Raw genomic sequence first — 20,494 nt, 5'->3', positions numbered from 1 at the left:
CTTACCTGTTTAGCGCTTAATAGTGATTGCAGCAAAAGAATGCCCGAGGTCAACTGTTTCAGGCATTGCATTGGCTACCCATACAACATCGGGTGCTATTCGCTCGTCTCGTTTGAGCGGCAATGTTATCTCAATATCTCCCTGAGATACAGTAGCAACCTCATCTAATTTCAATCTATTTGCCGTATCGGGATGAACACGGATGCAGGCCGACTCCGCCGCTGCACAATGTTGCAGAGCCTGTGTACTGCGCACAATAGCATCGCAACGATACAAGGGCCACTCACCCACCCTGACCAACTGCTGATGATAAAAAGGCAGCGACTCGGGGAAGTAAGGCTGGTATTTCAGTGCTGATGTCATGTCAACAATGGCTTTTACCTCGGTGAGGATTTCATCACTGGAGACATACGTAAAATTCTGACAATGGAGAAGATTGCCCAATACCCTCAATATCTTCCAAGCCGGTCGAGCTTCTTCATAGGGACTGCAGGCACCTTTCACGCTTTGCCAGCGGTTTTCAACATTAATATAGGTCCCAGACGTTTCTGCATAAGGCGCCATGGGCAGAATCACATCCGCATAATCAAACATCGATTCGTGTTGGAAAGCGGAGACCATGACCACGAATTCTGCAGCAAGCATCGATTGTCTGGCGTTAAAGGGATTGGCGAAATCAAAGCCAGGTTCAACACCCAGCAGGAAATAGCCTTTTAATTTGGCATTAAGAGCGGCTTGTACATCAAGACCGGGTTGAGATACCGCTTTGCCTGCCGTGGTTCGATGAGGAAGCATCCCCGCCAGTTCTGCACCGGCTGCGTTAGCCCCTGTGGTTAATCGTAAAACACGCAGACCGCTGATTGTTTCAAGCACGTGCACTAATGTACGCAGCAAAGCCGCATCAGGATGATTTTCGCAAAGCGCACCCATGATAATTGCCGCCTTACCCTGGCTTAACTCAGCTGCCATCGCACGAGAAACGTCATCGACCTCCAGACCGACAATTAAACGTTGTACGGCTTCAGGCAATTTTTGGACATCAGCAGCCATGGCTGCAACCAGTTTTGCCAATTGCATGGGCATTTCTTGAGGAGAGACAATGGCTTTCGCCCGAACATCGAAATGATAGTCATAGTCCACAGGATTAATCGCAAACAGTTTGGCGCCGTTTCGAAATGCCTTACGAACTCTGAGGCCAGCAAGCGGGACTTCGCGATGAACATTGCAACCCAGCAAAAGGATGGCCTGTTGATGTTCAATGTCCCCCAGACTTAATTGATTTTCCCAGACAGCAGGCAAGCCGTCCTGATCGCGGAAATCAACTTGTCTTAAGCGGTAATCGAGATTATTAACCCCCAGCTCCCGCATTAATTTTTGCAATAAATAGAATTCTTCAAGGGTCGCGGAAGGCGAAGCAAATGCAGCAAATTGCTCAGGACCATGCTGTTTAATGACTCGACTCATCCCCTCAGCCACAAATTTCAGTGCGGTTTCCCAATCCACTGTCTGCCATTGACCCTGAGTCTTTATCATCGGGTGACCGGCACGCATTTCGCTTTTAAGTCCCAAATAGCTGAATCGATCGCGGTCAGAAAGCCAGGTTTCATTGATGGCTTCATTTTCTTTAGGGACAGCGCGCATGACCTGGTTACGACGAACATGCAGATACACATTGGACCCCAGGCAGTCATGAGGAGCCAAGCTGTCATGCTGGGTTAACTCCCAGGCCCTGGCTGTAAAACGATAGGGCTTGGACGTTAAAGCGCCTACCGGGCATAAATCAATGATATTGCCTGAAACTTCCGACTGGATACTGTGTTGCACATAGGTGCCTATTTGCATCTTTTCACCGCGTCCAGTCGCACCAAGCTCACGCAAGCCGGCCACTTCATCACCAAATCGTACACAGCGCGTACAATGGATACAGCGCGTCATCTCCGTCGCGATCAAAGGCCCCAGATTATCGTCTTCAACGGACCGCTTGGTTTCTTCGTATTCGGAACTGTCATGTCCAAATCCCATGGAAATATCCTGTAACTCACACTCTCCGCCCTGATCACAAATAGGGCAATCGAGAGGATGGTTGATCAGCAGGAATTCCATCACCGCTTCCTGAGAACGAATGGCTTCTTCAGATTTGGTAAACACTTTCATGCCGTTGGTGATCGGTGTCGCACAGGCGGGGACAGGTTTTCGACCGTTTTCTACTTCAACCAGGCACATACGGCAATTGGCGGCAACAGACAATTTCTTGTGATAGCAGAACCGCGGAATATAAATTCCCGCTTCATCAGCCACTTCAATGATCATTTTGCCATTTTCAACTTCAAATGTTTTCCCGTCGATTTCAATGGTAGCCATTGTCTAAACCTTCTCAATTATGCTGCGACGATCGAGCGTTTATGCTTAATAAAATACTCAAACTCATGATAAAAATGTTTCACGAAGCTCTGCACCGGCCAGGCAGCCGCTTCTCCTAATGCACAAATGGTGCGACCATCAATTTTGTTGGCCACATTGACAAGTTTTTCAATGTCGCCTGGCTCGCCGTGCCCTTCGCGAATGCGATGGATCAAACGAACCATCCAACCTGTGCCTTCACGACAAGGTGTGCATTGACCACAGGACTCATCCATATAAAATTCAGAAATGCGGTAGAGTGCATCCACCATACAGGTGGTTTCGTCCATAATGATGACCGCGCCTGAACCCAGACCGGAACCTGCTTTTTGAATGCTGTCATAATCCATATCCAGCCCCATCATGACATCTCCAGGGAGGACACGCATGGATGAACCGCCAGGAATAACAGCCTTGATTTTATTGCCATTGCGTACACCCCCTGCCAAGTCCAGCAGAGTTTTAAACGGCGTGCCCAACGGAATTTCAAAATTACCTGGCTTGTTGACATGGCCGCTGACACTGAAACACTTCGTTCCGCCATTATTAGGCTTTCCGAGTTTTAAGAACCATTCACCGCCTTTTTCAAGAATAGGGGGAACGGAAGCAAATGTTTCCGTATTATTGATGGTCGTGGGTTTGCCGTACAGACCGTAATTGGCCGGGAAAGGGGGTTTAAAACGCGGCATACCCTTTTTACCTTCCAGCGAATTGAGCAAGGCGGTTTCTTCACCACAAATGTAAGCGCCAGCCCCGAGATGATTGTATAAATCAAAATCAACGCCGCTGCCCAGGATGTTTTTACCCAACAGCCCCTCGGCATAAGCCTCCTTTAAGGCCTGTTCTGTTCGCTCAAAAGGAAGCCAGAATTCGCCGCGGATGTAGTTGTAGCCTACAGTAGCGCCCATGACATAACCCGCAATCGCCATTCCTTCAATCAATTGGTGGGGATTATTTGTCAGAATTTCCCTGTCTTTGCATGTCCCGGGCTCCCCTTCATCCGAATTGCACACCACGTACTTTTGTACAGGGGCATTACGATTCATGAAACTCCACTTAAGTCCAGTAGGGAAACCCGCACCGCCGCGTCCGCGCAAGGCTGACGTCTTTAATTCCTCAATAATTTGCTGAGGCGGAATTTTTTCGCTCAGAATACGTCGCCACGCACTATACCCACCCACACTTAGATATGATTTTAACGTCCAAGGTTCTTGCAGATGGAATGTTCGGTAACAGACTTGATTTAATTCAACCATGGCAATCACCTCTATCGTTCATTGATACTGTTCCAACACGTGATCAATTTTTTCAGGGTTTAAATTCTCGTGATACTCTTTGTTGACCTGCATCATCGGTGCATTAACACAGGCACCGAGGCACTCGACCGAGCGAAGTGTAAAGCGTCCATCAGCGGTTGTTTCACCGAGCTTAATGCCCAATTTGGACTGCAGGTAGTTAACCACTTCGGATGAACCCATCAATTTACAGGAAATATTAGTACACACATTAACCAGATGACGCCCAATGGGCTTGTGTTCATACATGGTGTAAAACGTGGCGACTTCATAAACGGCAATGGCTGGCATGTCCAGATATTCAGCAACCGCATCCATTAATTCAGGCGACAAATACCCGTGCTCCTCCTGAACGATACGCAATGCACTCATTACGGCGGATTGCTTTTGATCCGCTGGATATTTCGCGATCCACGCATTGATTTCACTGATCCGCTCTGCTGATATCAGTTGACAAAGTATTTTAGCTGAATTCTCAGACATGCTTCTAACCTTAAAAAACGTTTAATCCGACAGCGTCGTGTTACCGATCGATTTCACCGAAAACAATATCCTGACTGGCAAGAATTGCTACTCCATCAGCCAGCATATGGCCTCTGACCATTTCATCATATCCCGCTAAATGGGCAAAACCAGGCGCCCGAATTTTCAGTCGGTAGGGTTTGTTCGCGCCATCAGAAACCAGATAGATACCAAATTCGCCCTTAGGCGCCTCCACTGCGCTGTAAACCTCGCCCCGCGGCAAAGAGAAGCCCTCCGTGAAGAGCTTAAAGTGATGAATCAGCGCTTCCATGTCATGTTTCATTTCAACCCGTCGTGGCGGCGTAATCTTGTGATCCTCCAGACGAACCGGACCAGGATTTTTGCGCAGCCATTCGATGCATTGACGCATAATACGGTTGGATTGTCTCAATTCCTCGACCCGCACCAGGTAACGATCGTAGCAGTCACCGGTTTTACCGACCGGTATATCGAAATCGACCTGATCATAGACAGCATAGGGTTGCTTTTTACGCAAATCCCAGGCAATACCGGAGGCACGCAGCATCGGGCCACTGAACCCCCATTGCAGAGCATCCTCAGGAGAAACCACACCGATATCCACCGTACGTTGCTTCCAGATTCGGTTATCTGTTAATAATGTTTCGTATTCATCAACGCACTTGGGAAAACGCTCGGTAAAAGCCCAAAGAAAATCAAGCAGGCTTCCCTGGCGATTTTCATTCATTTTTTCCACTTCCCGCTCATTGTGCCAGCGGGATGCCTTGTATTGCGGCATGCTGTCTGGAAGATCACGGGCAACCCCGCCAGGCCGGTAGTACTTGGCGTGCATACGGGCACCGGACACGGCTTCGTAGCAGTCAAACAAATCTTCCCGCTCACGGAAACAGTAGAGAAAGACAGTCATCGCGCCAATATCCAGAGCACTGGCACCCAGCCAGAGTAAATGGTTAAGGACCCGTGTTACTTCGTCAAACAGGGTACGGATGTATTGAGCACGCACAGGCGCCTCAATGCCCAGCAATTTTTCAATAGCCAGTACGTAAGCATGCTCATTACACATCATGGACACGTAATCAAGCCTGTCCATGTAACCAATGTTTTGCAGGTAAGGTTTTGACTCGGCCAACTTTTCTGTCGCACGGTGCAACAACCCAATGTGCGGGTCGGCACGGACAATGGTCTCACCCTCAAGCTCAAGAATCAGGCGCAATACACCATGGGCAGCAGGATGCTGGGGGCCAAAGTTAAGCGTATAATTTTTTAATTCAATCATGGCTCACTCCATGGTTATCAAGATAACGGTTGTCATTGCGTATTACCTTGGGTACCAGGATTCGGGGTTCTATACTGACCGGTTCATACACGACTTTTTGTTGACGCGCGTCGTAACGCATTTCAACCTCACCAATCAAAGGGAAATCTTTGCGGAATGGATGACCGATGAATCCGTAATCAGTCAGCAGTCGTCTCAGATCAGGATGACCTGAGAAGAGGATACCAAATAAATCGTAGGCTTCACGCTCAAACCAGTTGGCTGACTTCCATAACTCATGGACCGATGGAATAACCAGATTATGCTCATCAAGAAATACTTTTACACGAATGCGTTGGTTTTTTACTGTTGAGAGCAGATGATAGACAACAGCAAAGCGAGGTTTATCAAAGACAAAAGCTTTGGCTTCATGCGCCTCCACACCACGAGAAAAACCGCTTTCAGTGGCCGCTTCCGTTTCCCAGTCATAGGAACCGTAATCAAGGTAATCCACGGCACAAACATCCATCAGCTGATCGAATGCAAAATGTTCATGCACTTTCAACTGCTCCAGGACTTGCTTTATGTGGGCAGGGCTGCATTCAATCGTAATCTCTTGCGTTGCCACGTCGACGGAGTCAATCAAATGAACCAATTCAGTGTTTATTTTTTCGGCCAAGCTAGTCAGTTTAGTCATCGATAGATACCTGTGCTCGTTTATGCTTCTATTACAGGTTTACGCCTGATTTTATTCTGTAACTGGATAATGCCGTAAAGAAGCGCTTCAGCCGTTGGGGGACAACCCGGTACATACACATCAACCGGTACAATACGATCACAACCGCGCACGACCGAATAGGAATAATGGTAATAACCTCCGCCATTGGCACATGAACCCATGGAAATGACCCAGCGGGGCTCAGGCATTTGGTCATAGACCTTGCGCAAGGCAGGCGCCATTTTGTTGCACAGGGTACCGGCAACAATCATGACATCGGATTGCCGGGGACTGGGTCTGAAAATGATCCCAAAGCGATCCAAATCATAGCGGGCAGCGCCCACATGCATCATTTCTACTGCACAACAGGCCAGGCCAAACGTCATCGGCCACATTGAACCGCTGCGCGCCCAACCCACCAGTTTCTCAACAGAGGTTGTAACAAAGCCCGTTTTTTGCAATTCTGCAACAGCCATAGCAAGCCTCTAAAATAATATATCTTGGTTTAATAACATGTCGCCGCAGGCCTCAACCCGGGATTGATAAAAACTAATCATTCCCATTCAAGAGCGCCCCGCTTCCATTCGTAGATAAAGCCAATGACCAGCAGGCCGAGAAAGATCATCATTGCTGAGAAGCCAAACCAGCCTATCTCACGCAATACCAGGGCCCAAGGGAAGAAAAACGCAGTTTCCAGATCAAAGATAATAAAGAGTATAGCAACCAGATAAAATCTGACATCGAAAGGGATGTGGGAGCTTTCAAATGCATTAAAGCCGCACTCATAGGGCGCGTTTTTAGCAGAATCAGGCTGATGTTTAGAAAATAATGACGCAGCAGTAATCATAGCAATGCCTAAAGCCAGGGCTATGATAATAAAAACTAGTATTGGCAAGTATTGTGATAGCATCATTCATTTCGCTCGGATAAATGGTGCCGAAGGCCGGACTCGAACCGGCACGGCTTACGCCACCGCCCCCTCAAGACGGCGTGTCTACCAATTCCACCACTTCGGCATATTTAGTTATTCTTTTCCGTTTTTACTGCTATCAACCGGCACCGGAATCGCGTTATTTGGCGCGCTAATTGGTTGAGGAATGGCTTGTTGCTCTGCCTTTTGGTATTGCGTGGATACCATGTAGGACAGGGTCAAACTTGTCACAAAAAATGTCAATGCCAATCCGCCGGTCAATTTGAACAGAAATCCTCCGGTACCCTGGCTGCCGAAAACAGTATTTGATGCGCCTGAACCAAACGCAGCACCGATATCGGCACCCTTTCCATGCTGTATCAACACCAGTCCAATCAGGACCATGGCGACCAGCACATGAATGATTAAAATTAATTGATACATTTAACAATTTCCACAAACTGTTGTGCATTAAGGGATGCACCACCAATTAAACCACCATCGACATCCGGCATGGAAAACAACGAGGCTGCATTTTTCTCATTAACACTTCCGCCATAAAGCAGCGGCAATGCAGCAGCGTCTTCCTTGCTGAATTCACTCACTAATTCTCTAATAAACCCGTGCATTTCCTGAGCTTGCTCAGGGCTTGCTGTCTGACCAGTACCTATTGCCCATACGGGTTCATAAGCGATGACAGCATTGCCGAAACAGGCTGAGTCTTCTTTAGCTACAGCCAGGAGCTGACGGGTCAATACTTCTTTCGTTTTTCCTTGCTGGCGCTCATCAAGAGTCTCGCCCACGCAAAGAACCGGTATCATACCATGTTCTTTTACATGGTGGTATTTATCAGCAACAAATTTTTCGCTTTCTCCGAAAAGTTGCCTTCTTTCCGAATGACCGACCAATACATACCGGCATTGGTAATCTTTAAGCATGGTGCTGGAGAGTTCACCCGTATAAGCACCCGCATCCGCTGGATAAACATTCTGTGCACCCCAGCCAACGCAACTGCCCTGAAGAAGTTCCTGCACCAGAGGCAAATAAATCGCGGGGGGCATCACCGCACAATCCGTGCCGTGGCTTAATTCAGGCAGTTGCCGAACGAGGTCCTTGAGCAGCTGGGTAATGGTGCTGACTGTACCATTCATTTTCCAGTTCCCTGCTACAATTTTTTTCCTCATTGCCACTCCAGTTAATAACCGGGGCAATATACCTTAATGTTGCTCGAAATCCTAGTATTTTGCTTGATTTTTATGATTTGCTCCGTTAATTATAGAAATTGAGCTTCTTTTCAGTCCAGGCTGTACTCAAGGATTGACTTATTTGTATTCAGGAGAATCGTAATGAAAGAGGAACTCAGAGCCTTAGCCGCTCAACTTCGTACCTCATCACAACCGACGAACTTCCTTTCGTTCTACACTCTATTGACCCATTATGATCATTTATTCAATCAAGAGAGCTCCCCGCCTGAGGAAGTCAAAGCATTATGGCTGTTTCTCCATGATTTCAGGGAATTGCTTAAGCGCTGGAAAGGCAATGCGGACAGGCAGGCTGCAATCGCTTTAATCCATGAGGAACAAAAGCGCATCCAAAGCGAAATCAAGTTGATTAAGGACAGCCTCAAAACCCATGATCTTGAGACCAGAAAGACGAAAAGCCAGCTTGAAGAACCTTATCAGCAACTCTATGAAATCTATGCCAAAATACAATACCAGAAGGATCCCATTCTGGCTCTTTCAGTTTATCCCGGTCTTCGAGAGCGAGAGGTATTGATCGGAGGACTTGAAGAAACCCTCACCAGGGAATTGAATAGCATCAAATTTGACGATCTCAAACTCATTCTTAATAGGAACTGGTTACGAATCAACGACATTCAAAGGCAGTTGAGAGAACTCAATATCACACTGATCTCGGATAATGACGTACGCCTTCTAAGGAGCGAGCTGGAGAATATTCAAGGTCAGATTATCGGGCATGAACGGTATCTCCATGAGTTTACCCGCTACTCGCAGCGCTTAAAGGAGTCGATATCCCATCAGGAACTTTCAAGTACTATTAAACAATTAAGCGACGAACTTGAAGCCGCCCAACAATCGCTCAGAATGCTGGATAAAGAAATTGAGCAATTTACTCTTCCTGCTGAAGTAAAGCGGGATCTTAACTATTTGTTTGATGAGGCAACGGATAAGGAGAATCTGCTTTATATAAAAGGTTGGCAACAGGTCATCAGCACGTCAAGCCTGAATCCTCTGGCCTGGGTGAATTGGTTAAATAATAAGAACTATGCTCAGAATGTACAGAGCATGGAGCAGCATTATTTCTACCTTTCGCTTTTACTCAAACGATACAAACTGCAATCCGTCATTGATTCACTCAGCAAAAAAAGGAATGATGCTCGAGTGATGTTACCCGAAGCCCCTAAAGAAGGGCAGACTGCGTCGGCGCCGGACTCACTCAACAGGGAAATCATTCAGCTTATGCAATCGTATGATACGTCCTGTTCGGGTGAGAAAAGCAGCAGCCTGGAATTAAAGCAGGAACTGGACAGGCTCAGTCTTGCCGCATCAAACAGCATAGGTCAATTAGGCAACGGGTTGAAGCTGATCCAGGAGCTATGCGAACTTCTTTCGGAAAACACACGTCTGCGAACGCACAATAACATTCTTCATGGCAATGAACTTCAGTTAACGACGACGCAGATTAAAGACCTGACGGCTAAAGCCCCAGCCCGTAAAGTTCGCATTGAGGAATTAATTGGGCAAATTAGCCAGTGTAAAGATTATTTAGCTCGCATGAAGCAGGTTACCTTGTCCGACACGCACACGATGGACCTTAATTTACGGATTATTGAGTTAAAGCGTCGGCAAAAAGAGTTGCGGGAAGAACTAGGCCACCTGCCGCCACCCCATGAGTTGTCCCTGAATCAGAACCAGTTGGAAATGGAGCTCCAACGGAATCTGAAGCAACTCAAAATCTTATTGCCTGAGTCGAATATTAGCAAAGTCGAAGGCTCGATTGAGAATCATCCTCCGCCGCTTAAACAGGAGATTGAATACCATAAAAAACTGGATATGATGCACCAAAACATCCTGCCGCTGCTGCAAGAGCTGGAGCAGGGATTGATGCACTGGTACCAGAACCTGTTTATTGCCCTGCGATCCCAGGCCACTGACAAAAAACGTTACTATCAGGCCGCTCAACTGTTAAGGGATATTCATTTCGAATTGGAATACCCTCATCCGATAAACCCATATGCCGTACTTCTGGCGTATCAAACCCTCGCCCCGCACCCGGATAACGACTGCGCTCCCTTGCTTAAGCTGAAACCTCCCGTGCCGGTGATGGACACAAAGCCCGACGAGGTCAAATCGCCCGCTTTGAAAACGCGACTTGACAACCTGTACGCTCATCAGGCTGGAATGCAGAATAAGCACCCGAGGGAAGCCAGATTACTGGAGCAGGCAACCATCAATCTGCATCAGTTAGCCCATATCGCGGAAGAGAATGATCACCACGAGGACCTACAGGATATCAAAGAATGCCTGGCCGACCCCCGTTACGAGAGCCTGCAAACGCATCGCGGCTTTTTGAAGGTCGTGGAGATGATTGCCCAGTTTATAACTCATTTGATTAGGTTTGTTTCACCCAAGGCGAATGACCATCGGCATCGTTTTTTCTTTATACCGACTTGTTCCTCGCAACTGCTGCAAGCCACCAGCCACGAATTAACCAGTTGCCCCGCCTAGGGCAACTGTTGATTTTTGTGCGCGGTCTTTTCAAAGGATACAATTTCATCGCGCAACCACTGCGCATGACGCGCCACTTCCTGTTCATCGATGCCTTCTACCATAACCCGAAGCAAGGGCTCAGTCCCTGATGGGCGTAAGAGCACACGCCCATTGTTATTCAACTGGCGGCTGACATTATCAACCAGATGAGTAATGTTTGGGTGGTTGGCCAGCTCACTGGCATCCCTGGTTTTAATGTTAATCAGGGTTTGCGGTAACAACTGAATGCCTTCGGTGAGCTCTTTTAACGATTTATCCTGCTTAACCATACAGGCTAAGACCTGCAGGGCAGCAATGATGCCGTCGCCAGTGGTGGTTTTGTCCAGGCAAACAATGTGTCCTGAAGGCTCACCGCCTATTTTCCAGTCCTTTTCTCTCAATGCTTCAAGGACATAACGGTCGCCGACCTTGGCGCGCAAAAACGGGATCCCCATGGTTTCAAGTGCCTTTTGCAATCCGAAATTGCTCATCTGCGTACCGACCACGCCCCCTTGCAGCATGCCGCGCTGATGCCGTTCCCAGGCAATGATATAAATGATTTGATCCCCATCAACAACATTGCCCTCAGCATCAACCATGATGCAGCGATCGCCATCACCATCCAGAGCAATGCCTAAATCAGCGCGCGATTGTATAACGCGCTGACGTAGTATTTCAGGCGCCGTGGAACCGCAATGCGCATTGATGTTAAAACCATCCGGCTCATCCCCGATCGCAATCACTTCCGCTCCAAGCTCGCTGAACACATTCGGTGCAATATGGTAGGTGGCGCCATTGGCACAATCAACGACCATTTTAATGCCTGACAATCGCGTCATGGAGGGAATGCTGGATTTGCAGAATTCGATGTACCGGCCGGCAGCATCATTGATGCGTCGTGCTTTTCCCAAATGCCTGGCCTCTGCGGTTTGTAACGGTTTCTCTATTTCTGCCTCAATGGCAAGTTCCATGGCATCTGGAAATTTGCTGCCGTCGGAGGAGAAAAATTTAATGCCATTGTCTTCAAAAAGATTATGAGAGGCGCTGATGACAATGCCGGCATTGGCCCTTAGGGTTTGTGTCAGGTAGGCAATTCCCGGCGTAGGCATCGGCCCTAACAAGGCCACATCGACACCCGCCGCAGCCAACCCTGCTTCAAGCGCCGATTCAAGCATGTAACCTGAAACCCGCGTATCTTTACCGATGATGACCTTTTTACGCTGATCATTACCCAATACCCGGCCTAAGGCCCATCCCAATTTCAGCATGAACTCCGGATTGACGCTGGACAATCCCACCCGTCCCCGAATTCCATCTGTACCAAAGTATTTACGTTGATTCATCCTTATTACCTCACTCATTCTCAGCCTGTACAATGGCGTCAATCATCGACAAGGCCTGATTGGTTTCACCCACATCGTGGGTTCTGATGATTGCAACTCCCTGCAATCCGGCAAAAACTGCCACAGCAATACTGCCAATCAGTCGCTCTTCCACCGCTTTATTCAATACCGCCCCTAACGTACTTTTACGCGAAGCACCAAGCAACAGCGGTAATCCGTGCTGTTGAAAGCGCTGAATATGTTTGGTAAGCCACAAATTATGCTGCACAGACTTACCGAAACCAAATCCTGGATCAAGAATAAGGTGCTGCGAAGCAATACCCGCGTGAATGCATCGCTCAATGCGGTCAATGAAGAAATCATTGATTTCATCCACTACATCTTTACTATAGTAGGGATTTTCCTGCATCGTTTCCGGTATGCCCTTCATGTGCATCAAACACACTGGTACATTTAACTCTGCCGCAGTCGCCAGGGCTCCTTCCTCAGAAAGGGCTTTTATATCATTAATCAAATCAGCGCCTGCCGCAACAGCCGCACGCATAACCTCTGCCCTGGTGGTATCAATCGATAGGCAAATATCGCTTTCCTGACGTATCTTTTCTATTACGGGAAGCACGCGATCCAACTGTTCCTGTATTGATACCGCCCGGGCACCCGGTTGCGAAGACTCGCCGCCCAAATCAATCAAATCCGCGCCGGCATCCCTCATGGTTAAGGCTTGTTGCAGTGCGGCGTCTGGATTCATGTAACGCCCGCCATCAGCAAAAGAGTCCGGGGTAATATTCAATACACCCATGATGAGGGGCTTGGCAGAAACAGGGGTAGAATAGGTCCTGGCATAATGAGTAAGCCAATTTAAAAACTCGCTGTTATTCACGTTTCTCTCAGGATAAGGGTATGGTAATGGCAACAGGGACGGGGTAACCTTAAAGCGGGCTAAAGCCGCTTTAAGGTTACCTCCGGTTAATGTTCTCCCGCAGGATGATCAACCGTTTTTCCATTAATGGGTTTATTGGATTCACCGGTTTCAGGGGGGCTTTTTTCTATGCGCTTTGTTTCATCCCAGTCTTCAGGGGGGGTAGGCTCTTTGCCTGCCATGATTTCACTGATTTGCTGGGTATCGATCGTTTCATATTTAATCAAGGTTTCCGCCATGACATGCAATTTATCCATGGACGCAACCAAAATGCTCCTGGCACGCTCGTAGTTTCTATCAATGATTTTTCTTACTTCTTCATCAATATGTTCGGCTGTTTTATCAGACACCTCTTTACGCTGGCTGACGCTGCGTCCCAGGAAGACTTCACCTTCCTCTTCGCCAAAGGTTAAAGGACCCAATTCAGACAAGCCCCAACTGGTCACCATCTTACGGGCGATTTCCGTAGCCCTCATGATGTCATTCGATGCGCCAGTCGTCACGCTTTCAGCCCCAAAGATGAGCTCCTCGGCAATTCGACCGCCAAACAAGCTGGATAACTGACTCTCCAGACGTCGCTTGCTGTGACTGTAGCGATCCTGCTCAGGCAGAAACATGGTCACACCCAAGGCACGTCCGCGCGGGATAATGGTTACTTTATAAACCGGATCATGCTCCGGCACGGACAACCCGACAATCGCATGACCAGCCTCGTGATAAGCCGTCAGTTTTTTCTCGTTTTCATCCATCACCATGGAACGGCGTTCAGCGCCCATCATGATTTTGTCTTTGGCTTTGTCCAGTTCAATCAGACTGACTTTGCGCTTGTTGGCGCGGGCTGCAAACAGGGCAGCCTCGTTAACCAGGTTGGCTAAGTCGGCACCGGAGAATCCCGGCGTACCACGAGCGATAGGCAGGATTTCAACATGCTTTTCCAACGGTACTTTTTGCAGATGCACTTTGAGGATCTGTTCGCGTCCGCGGATATCGGGTAAAGGGACGACAACCTGTCTGTCAAAACGACCAGGACGAAGCAGGGCCGGGTCAAGCACATCAGGACGGTTGGTGGCAGAAACCACAATCACGCCTTCATTGCCTTCGAACCCATCCATTTCCACCAGCAACTGGTTCAAGGTTTGTTCCCGTTCGTCATGTCCACCGCCAAGTCCTGCACCGCGATGGCGACCGACAGCATCAATCTCGTCAATAAAGATAATGCAGGGCGCGTGTTTCTTCGCCTGTTCAAACATATCACGTACTCGGGAAGCACCCACACCGACAAACATTTCCACGAAATCAGAACCTGAAATGGTAAAGAAAGGCACTTTGGCTTCACCGGCTACAGCCTTGGCCAACAGGGTTTTACCGGTTCCCGGGGGACCAACCAGCAAAACGCCTCGGGGAATACGACCGCCTAAATTCTGAAACTTGGTTGGATCCCTTAAGAAATCAACCAACTCCTTCACTTCTTCTTTGGCCTCATCCACACCCGCGACATCGGCAAAAGTCACTTTAACCTGATCTTCACCCAGCAGACGTGCGCGTGAACGCCCAAACGACATGGCTCCTCGACCGCCGCCGCCTTGCATCTGGCGCATAAAAAAGAACCAGACCCCAATCAGCAAAAACATAGGGAACCAGTTAATGAAAACATGAACCAGGAAACTTTCCTGTGGTTTTTCCTGACCACTGACCTCAACCTTGCCTTTCAATAATTCACCCAGCAGGGCATCATCCTGTAGCGGCATGTAGGTTACAAAACGTTGGTTCTTTTTAGTCATGCCCTTGATGACTTTACTGTCTTCAATGGTCACTGAATTGACGTTACCCTGCTCCACTTCTTTAAGGAACTGGCTGTAGGGTAATTTTTGAGTGTCAGCGTGCCGTGGTCCAAAATTGCTGAACACTGAAACCAGTACAATAGCAACAATTAGCCACAGAATCAGATTTTTTACCATGTCGTTCAAAGTATTAACCTCAATTATACGTATTTCTACGTCGTTAGAACGATAAAGTTACTATAAATTATAGCCCTTCGCCAGCAAATAGGTTTCTCGCGAGCGAGAACGTGAGGCCATTGGTTTACGAATAACTACTTTTTCAAATCGCGTGCGGGCCTGTTTGATCAACTCATCAAACCCCGCACCATGAAATATTTTTATCAGCATTGAACCGCCAGGCTTAAGAGTCTTATCGGCAAAATCAAAAGCTAATTCCGCAAGATACATCGCGCGAGGAATATCCACAGCGGCCGTACCGCTCATATTTGGGGCCATATCGGATAAAAGCAAGTCCACACTGCGCTCAGGAATTAAATTCGTCAATTGATGCAGCACGTCGTCTTCACGGAAATCACCCTGAATGAAATCGACGTCAGGCAAGGCATCCATGGGTAAAATATCCAGGGCAACAATGCGCCCATGGCCCTCCAGTTTTTGGCTGACGTATTGAGTCCAGCCGCCTGGCGCGGCGCCCAGGTCAACCACCGTCATGCCCGGGCGAAGCAGATGTTCTTTAACATCCACTTCCTTCAGTTTATAAACGGCGCGGCTTCGATAACCTTCTGATTGCGCTTTTTTGACATAAACATCATCAAAATGTTCTTGCAACCATCGCTTACTGCTTTTGGAACGTGGCATACTGAAAAATGTAATGGAAAACTCAGACTATCATACTTAAATTTACTACCTTTTCCCAGCAAAACGTGCAATAATTCGCCATTTATTTTCTCAGGATCCCCGAGTGAACACTGCGTTTAAACAGGCTCTAAAAGCCAAAGCCCATCATTTAAAACCAGTCATCTTGATCGGTGCCAAAGGGTTGACCCCTCCCGTTATTGAAGAAACCAGCCATGCCCTTAACGCGCATGAGTTGATTAAAGTAAAAATTAATGGTGCTGAAAAAGAAGATCGCGAAATCATGATTCACGATCTCTGTGACGCCTTGCAGGCCGAACTCATTCAGGTCATTGGCAATACGGCTGTGATCTATCGCAAAAAAGAAGATTGAGCATGGCCCCGTGAGGCTCTTTCCTGACCCTCTCCCAGGAGGGAGGGCAGATAAAAGCAGTCCGGAACTATTTTACCGCCCGCCTCTGAAAGACTGCGCACGCACCCTCTGGTTGCCCCCTTCCTCTTCCTCCGGGAGTGCGTGTACGAAGCCGTAAAATCCCACTTGAAAATGAGAATGATTATCATTTATATTTGATCCATCTTGGTTGATGGAATTCAGACTATGGCACTTGCATACGGTAATTTTCATGATTTAAGTCATCAATTACGCTTCCTGTTATTTGAAGTAGGTATTGGTCTTCCGCAAAACGCCGTGGATCATTACATTACGGTTGCCCACCGTGACTGTCTGCAGCGTCTTAAGCAGGCGGCCATCATGGAACAACTGGTTTCAGCCCCTCCAAGTCATCACGTTCATGATTGGCTTGATTTATTGAAAGACAGAATGAAACAGACCCACCCGGCCAGCGCCTTTTACCACTGGCAGACTTTGCGTCAGGAACTCAATGAAAGCATCGCCAATGAAGCACTGGCCTTAGCCTATCGCCAACGCTGGCAGGCCGATTTAAAAAGGCAGCTTCATGGTCGAACGTTCTGGAACTGGCTAAACCAATGTTGTGCGCAGGAGAGCATGGGGCTACTGGAACAATGGGGATGCACAGGGCATCCCCATCACCCCAATTTTCGTTGTAAAATGGGATTCAACCGTCGCGAAGTCATGCAATATTCGCCGGAATTCAATGCCCAGGTAGCCATTCACTGGGGTGCGTTGCGGCGTGATCGTGCGCACTTAAGCCATGGCCGCATGGATTATCAGTCCCTGCTCCAAAGCCAATTTCCACACGAGTATCAATGCTGGCGCGAAAATCTCTGCTTTAAACAAATGAACCCAGAGGACTATTACCCATTGCCCATCCATCCCTGGCAATGGCGTAATAAAATTCAGAGCCTGTGTACTGAACTACTCGATAATAAAGAATTACTTTTCATTCCTCATCATCAACTCACTCGCCCTTCCATGTCCTTTCGCACCATGATGACGCAGGGCGACAAAAGCTGCCATTTAAAATTGGCAGCCGCAGTGCACACCACGTCGGCGTTGCGCACCGTTTCTCAGGCTTCGGTGGACAACGGCCCCGTCTTGTCTTCCTGGATTAATGAGCTTCTGCAGGGTAATGATCACTATCGAGGCACGCTTTTTTTAGCCAGTGACCTCGCCGGAATCAATATTCATCATTCCGCCATCCCCTCCCATCAACGCAATCAGGCCGCTTTGCTCCTGCGGGAAAACCCGATTGTTTTTGTCCAGCACGAAACACAGCGCTTAATTCCCCTGGCCGCACTTCTGGCCAAATCACCCGCAGGGCCTTCGCCTTTGCTGCTTGAAATCATTGAAGCCAGCGGTCTGTCTCCGCTTGAGTATTTTACTGTTTATTGCCGTCTGGTGCTTGCCGGCCAACTGCATCTGATGATGCACTACGGCCTTGCCATGGAAAGCCACCAGCAAAATACCTTAATCCGTTTTGATAATCACCTTCCCTCTGCCCTGGTTGTCCGCGACCTCGGGGGAATCCGCCTATCGACCCATCCCGTTTATGATCATGTCGACAAACCCCGTTTGCATCCAGATTCAACCTTAGCCAGTCCTGAACTTGGCCCGGTGTGCGACAAATTCATCCATGGCAATCTGCAAAGCAATCTGGCCCATGTGATCGCGACCCTGAATCAGCATGCCCAGGTTACAGCCTGCGAATTATGGCAGCGGGCAGGTAGCGAATTAAAGCGTTTGTTCGCCGAACTGGCTTCCGCCGTTCCTGCTGATCTTGCCGATTGGTATTATCAAAAAATTCTAGTCAGGCCGTGGCCGCATAAAAGCCTGTTATCCATGCGGCTTCAAGGAAACCAGGAGGATTTGTTTACCTTCATTGCTAATCCGTTGAGTTCATTATCATGAGCAAGCGTTTAGAATGGCTCCTTCTCGCCAGCCAGTTCGTCATGCTGCTTGCGATGGAAATGACGAATCCGTTTCTTCCCCTGCTGGTTGCAAGCCAATCCAGCTCCTTTGAAGCCGCTGTTTTTTACAGTACCTTAGCCCTGGCATTGCCCATGGTAGCTAACATTATCATGGGACCTTTGTGGGGCCGGTTGGCCGATCGCTGGGGATACAAACGGATGTTGATGCGGGCGGCCTGGGCTTTGGTCTTCTGTCAGGGTCTGATGCTTGCAGTCCATTCGGCCTCAGCCATCCTCATTGTCCGTATTATTCAAGGCGGCTTTGCCGGATTCATTGTCGCCATGCAAACCTATGCCTTATCCCTTTGCGACTGGCATCGTAAAAGCCGTCAATTGGCACGCCTGCAATCCGCCAAAGCCGTCGCTACGACCGTCGCAGGCCTTGTTGGCGGTTTATGTCTGACCTACACCGGTTATCGCGGCCTTTACAGCACAGCCTTGCTGCTCAGCCTGATGACGGCACTGGTCATGCAAAAGCAGTTGCCGGACTCCGGTCGCCGACAAGTCAATTTCCCCATGAAAAAAGGGACTTCGCTGATGTCCATGGGATTTTTTACCAGCGTCATTGGTTTATTGATTCTGTTGACCCAGATGGCCAAATGTTTAACTGATCCTGTCTTTTCTGTGGCGATTGCCCGCTTGCTTCAGGCTGATGCCGTGTTCATCGGCCTGCTTTATTCTCTGCCTGCAGTCTCCCTGCTTCTGGTTTCGGAATGGTGCGGGCGGCGATTTGATCAATGCCGCCTGCACCCGCAACGGATTAAATATTACTTATTGGGCTTTTGCTTATTGGGTGCGCTCATCCTGCTGGCACAGGGTTTGTTTATTAACCGGTTCAGCCTGATTTGTCTGCGTCTTCTTTGGGGGGTGGTGTTTGCCGCGCTTCTGCCTGCCCTGTTTACTCTAATCAGTGACAGGCATCAACAACAGGGCTATGCCCTGGGGGTGGCTAACTCATTAGCCAAACTTGGTAATTTAACGGGTCTTTGCCTTGGGGGGTATCTGGCAGGGTTTATGAGCCTTGCTCAATTGTTTTTAGCGGTTGCGGCTATCTATGCCGTAATGGCCTTGCTTGCTTCGACAGTGACGCTGCCGCACCGCTCCCCCTTTCAATCCGCTGTTGAGGCGCCATGATGAGAAAATCAGCCTGGATAATGATTTTATTGACGTGGTTCCTGGGCAATATGAGCATCCATTTTATAACCCCGGCTTTGCCGCAACTGGCTGCTTTTTTTAATGTGACCCCACGGGTAGCCCAATTGACCATCAGCCTTTTTTTAGCCGGTAAAGCCGTCAGCATGCTTTTATGGAGCCAACTGTCTGAACGCCACGGCCGCAAGCCCATCGTTATCTCAGGCCTATTGCTTTATACCCTCAGCAATTGGCTTTGTTCATTCAGTCATTCCGTGCTTCTTTTTCTTTCATGCCGTTTCATGCAGGGCGTTGCTGTGGGCGCCACCCTGCTCATGGGTCGGGCGATGGTGAATGACACCCATAATGAACAGCAGGCCACCCGGCAATTTGCTTTTTTATTTTCGTTAGCCGGTTTATTTATCTGCTTTCTGCCTTTTATAGGCGGGCGTATTCATCAGTATTGGCCCTGGCAGACTGCCATGCTCACCATGGCCGCGTATGGATTGTTATTACTGTGTTTCACTGCCTGCATCGATGAAACCCGCACCACACCAGCGGATGCTTTGACCTTACGGCAAACGATTAAACTGGTTTTTCACAACGCCCTGTTTGTGCGCTACCTGCTTGTATCGGCTTTTATGATGGCCGGTGAATCGGCATTCAATACCAGCGCTTCGTTTATTTTAATCCAGGGCGGGGGGTTTAGCGTCAGCCAGTATGGCAGCATTAAAACACTCATGGCCATCATGCACTTGCTGGGAACAGGGGCTTGTGGTTTGCTCAGCCGTTATTTCAGCAGCGCCCAGCTTGTGGTGCTGGGGGTGCGCTTTTTTGCTGCCAGCGCCTTCCTGATGGTTTTCTTTTCGTGGACAGACGCCAGCCTCGTTTTTCTCTTTATTTTACCGATGATGGTGTATTATTTCGGCACAGGTTTTATCGTCGCGTCGAGCACCGCCGCGTCGGTGCGTCCTTTTCCTCGGCACATGGCCACCGCACTGGCATTGACCCTGTTCTGTCAGTTTGCCTGTTCCGCGCTGTTCAGTTTAATCAGCAGCCTGCTCAGTATTGAGCGTGTTGTGCCCTTTATGTGCCTGATGAGCCTGATTGGGATTTGCAGTTTAATGACAGGATCCGGTCTTTCGCTTAACAAATCACCTTCGCAACAAGGTGACAGTCGCGGCAGGATTGTATAAACTTGAGGGCGATTAATAATAGAATCGTGGCA

18 protein-coding genes and 1 tRNA gene are annotated in these 20,494 nt (G+C 48.6%); 5 read left to right on the top strand and 14 right to left on the bottom strand.

All coding sequences use genetic code 11. The annotated features are described in order from the left end of the window. Window positions 1-9: 9 nt before the first annotated feature. The 10 genes from nuoG to tpiA all read right to left on the bottom strand — a co-directional run bounded on the left by nuoG (window position 10) and on the right by tpiA (window position 8,263). Window positions 10-2,361, bottom strand: coding sequence for an NADH-quinone oxidoreductase subunit NuoG (nuoG, locus tag Lrub_RS08385; protein WP_058531731.1), 2,352 nt, complete (start codon window positions 2,359-2,361; stop codon window positions 10-12). Window positions 2,362-2,378: 17 nt separating this feature from the next. After that, a complete protein-coding gene (nuoF, locus tag Lrub_RS08380) occupies window positions 2,379-3,656 on the bottom strand; it encodes an NADH-quinone oxidoreductase subunit NuoF (RefSeq protein ID WP_058532260.1) in 1,278 nt (425 codons plus the stop codon). A gap of 18 nt (window positions 3,657-3,674) precedes the next feature. Continuing rightward, window positions 3,675-4,178, bottom strand: a complete 504-nt coding sequence (nuoE, locus tag Lrub_RS08375; protein WP_058531730.1) for an NADH-quinone oxidoreductase subunit NuoE — start codon at window positions 4,176-4,178, stop codon at window positions 3,675-3,677. Window positions 4,179-4,218: 40 nt separating this feature from the next. After that, window positions 4,219-5,472, bottom strand: coding sequence for an NADH-quinone oxidoreductase subunit D (locus Lrub_RS08370; protein WP_058531729.1), 1,254 nt, complete (start codon window positions 5,470-5,472; stop codon window positions 4,219-4,221). Continuing rightward, entirely contained in the window at window positions 5,465-6,148 is a 684-nt protein-coding gene (locus Lrub_RS08365; protein WP_058531728.1) for an NADH-quinone oxidoreductase subunit C, read from the bottom strand. Before Lrub_RS08365 ends, Lrub_RS08370 begins: the two co-directional genes overlap by 8 nt. A 20-nt stretch (window positions 6,149-6,168) precedes the next feature. Further along, the gene (locus tag Lrub_RS08360) at window positions 6,169-6,645 is read right to left on the bottom strand and encodes a NuoB/complex I 20 kDa subunit family protein (RefSeq protein WP_058527684.1); all 477 of its coding nucleotides are present in this window, start codon (window positions 6,643-6,645) and stop codon (window positions 6,169-6,171) included. Between the two features lie 77 nt (window positions 6,646-6,722). After that, a complete protein-coding gene (locus tag Lrub_RS08355; RefSeq protein WP_058532259.1) occupies window positions 6,723-7,079 on the bottom strand; it encodes an NADH-quinone oxidoreductase subunit A in 357 nt (118 codons plus the stop codon). Window positions 7,080-7,100: 21 nt separating this feature from the next. Next, window positions 7,101-7,185, bottom strand: a tRNA-Leu gene (locus tag Lrub_RS08350). 8 nt (window positions 7,186-7,193) lie between these two features. Further along, entirely contained in the window at window positions 7,194-7,523 is a 330-nt protein-coding gene (secG, locus tag Lrub_RS08345; RefSeq protein WP_058531727.1) for a preprotein translocase subunit SecG, read from the bottom strand. Beyond that, window positions 7,511-8,263 carry a triose-phosphate isomerase gene (tpiA, locus tag Lrub_RS08340; RefSeq protein ID WP_058531726.1) on the bottom strand — a complete coding sequence of 251 codons (753 nt, stop codon included), beginning with the start codon at window positions 8,261-8,263 and terminating at the stop codon, window positions 7,511-7,513. The genes secG and tpiA overlap by 13 nt, the downstream gene beginning before the upstream one ends. A gap of 162 nt (window positions 8,264-8,425) precedes the next feature. Here tpiA and Lrub_RS08335 point away from each other — a divergent pair, with 162 nt between their 5' ends. Then, window positions 8,426-10,828, top strand: a complete 2,403-nt coding sequence (locus Lrub_RS08335; protein WP_058531725.1) for a coiled-coil domain-containing protein — start codon at window positions 8,426-8,428, stop codon at window positions 10,826-10,828. On the opposite strand, the gene glmM is transcribed toward Lrub_RS08335, so the two are convergent. From glmM to rlmE, 4 genes are all read right to left on the bottom strand, one after another. After that, window positions 10,825-12,192 carry a phosphoglucosamine mutase gene (gene glmM, locus Lrub_RS08330; RefSeq protein WP_058531724.1) on the bottom strand — a complete coding sequence of 456 codons (1,368 nt, stop codon included), beginning with the start codon at window positions 12,190-12,192 and terminating at the stop codon, window positions 10,825-10,827. The genes Lrub_RS08335 and glmM overlap by 4 nt on opposite strands. A 10-nt stretch (window positions 12,193-12,202) precedes the next feature. Then, entirely contained in the window at window positions 12,203-13,072 is an 870-nt protein-coding gene (gene folP / locus Lrub_RS08325; protein WP_058531723.1) for a dihydropteroate synthase, read from the bottom strand. A gap of 86 nt (window positions 13,073-13,158) precedes the next feature. Next, entirely contained in the window at window positions 13,159-15,069 is a 1,911-nt protein-coding gene (gene ftsH, locus Lrub_RS08320; RefSeq protein ID WP_058531722.1) for an ATP-dependent zinc metalloprotease FtsH, read from the bottom strand. 60 nt (window positions 15,070-15,129) lie between these two features. Further along, window positions 15,130-15,750, bottom strand: a complete 621-nt coding sequence (gene rlmE / locus Lrub_RS08315) for a 23S rRNA (uridine(2552)-2'-O)-methyltransferase RlmE (RefSeq protein ID WP_058531721.1) — start codon at window positions 15,748-15,750, stop codon at window positions 15,130-15,132. A gap of 103 nt (window positions 15,751-15,853) precedes the next feature. On the opposite strand from rlmE, the gene yhbY reads away from it, so the two are divergent. The 4 genes from yhbY (at window position 15,854) to Lrub_RS08295 (ending at window position 20,462) form a co-directional block, all read left to right on the top strand. Further along, entirely contained in the window at window positions 15,854-16,120 is a 267-nt protein-coding gene (gene yhbY / locus Lrub_RS08310) for a ribosome assembly RNA-binding protein YhbY (RefSeq protein WP_058531720.1), read from the top strand. A 225-nt stretch (window positions 16,121-16,345) separates the two neighbouring features. After that, window positions 16,346-18,076, top strand: coding sequence for an IucA/IucC family protein (locus Lrub_RS08305; protein WP_058531719.1), 1,731 nt, complete (start codon window positions 16,346-16,348; stop codon window positions 18,074-18,076). Then, window positions 18,073-19,269, top strand: a complete 1,197-nt coding sequence (locus Lrub_RS08300; RefSeq protein ID WP_065235742.1) for an MFS transporter — start codon at window positions 18,073-18,075, stop codon at window positions 19,267-19,269. Before Lrub_RS08305 ends, Lrub_RS08300 begins: the two co-directional genes overlap by 4 nt. Next, window positions 19,266-20,462 carry an MFS transporter gene (locus Lrub_RS08295; protein WP_272946954.1) on the top strand — a complete coding sequence of 399 codons (1,197 nt, stop codon included), beginning with the start codon at window positions 19,266-19,268 and terminating at the stop codon, window positions 20,460-20,462. Before Lrub_RS08300 ends, Lrub_RS08295 begins: the two co-directional genes overlap by 4 nt. The last annotated feature ends 32 nt before the right edge of the window (window positions 20,463-20,494 follow it).

Origin of the sequence: Legionella rubrilucens, assembly GCF_001468125.1 — a bacterium.
Taxonomy (GTDB): Bacteria; Pseudomonadota; Gammaproteobacteria; order Legionellales; family Legionellaceae; genus Legionella_C; species Legionella_C rubrilucens.
The sequence above is the reverse complement of the archived record's forward strand: the minus strand, read 5'-3'. Positions and strand labels throughout refer to the sequence as shown.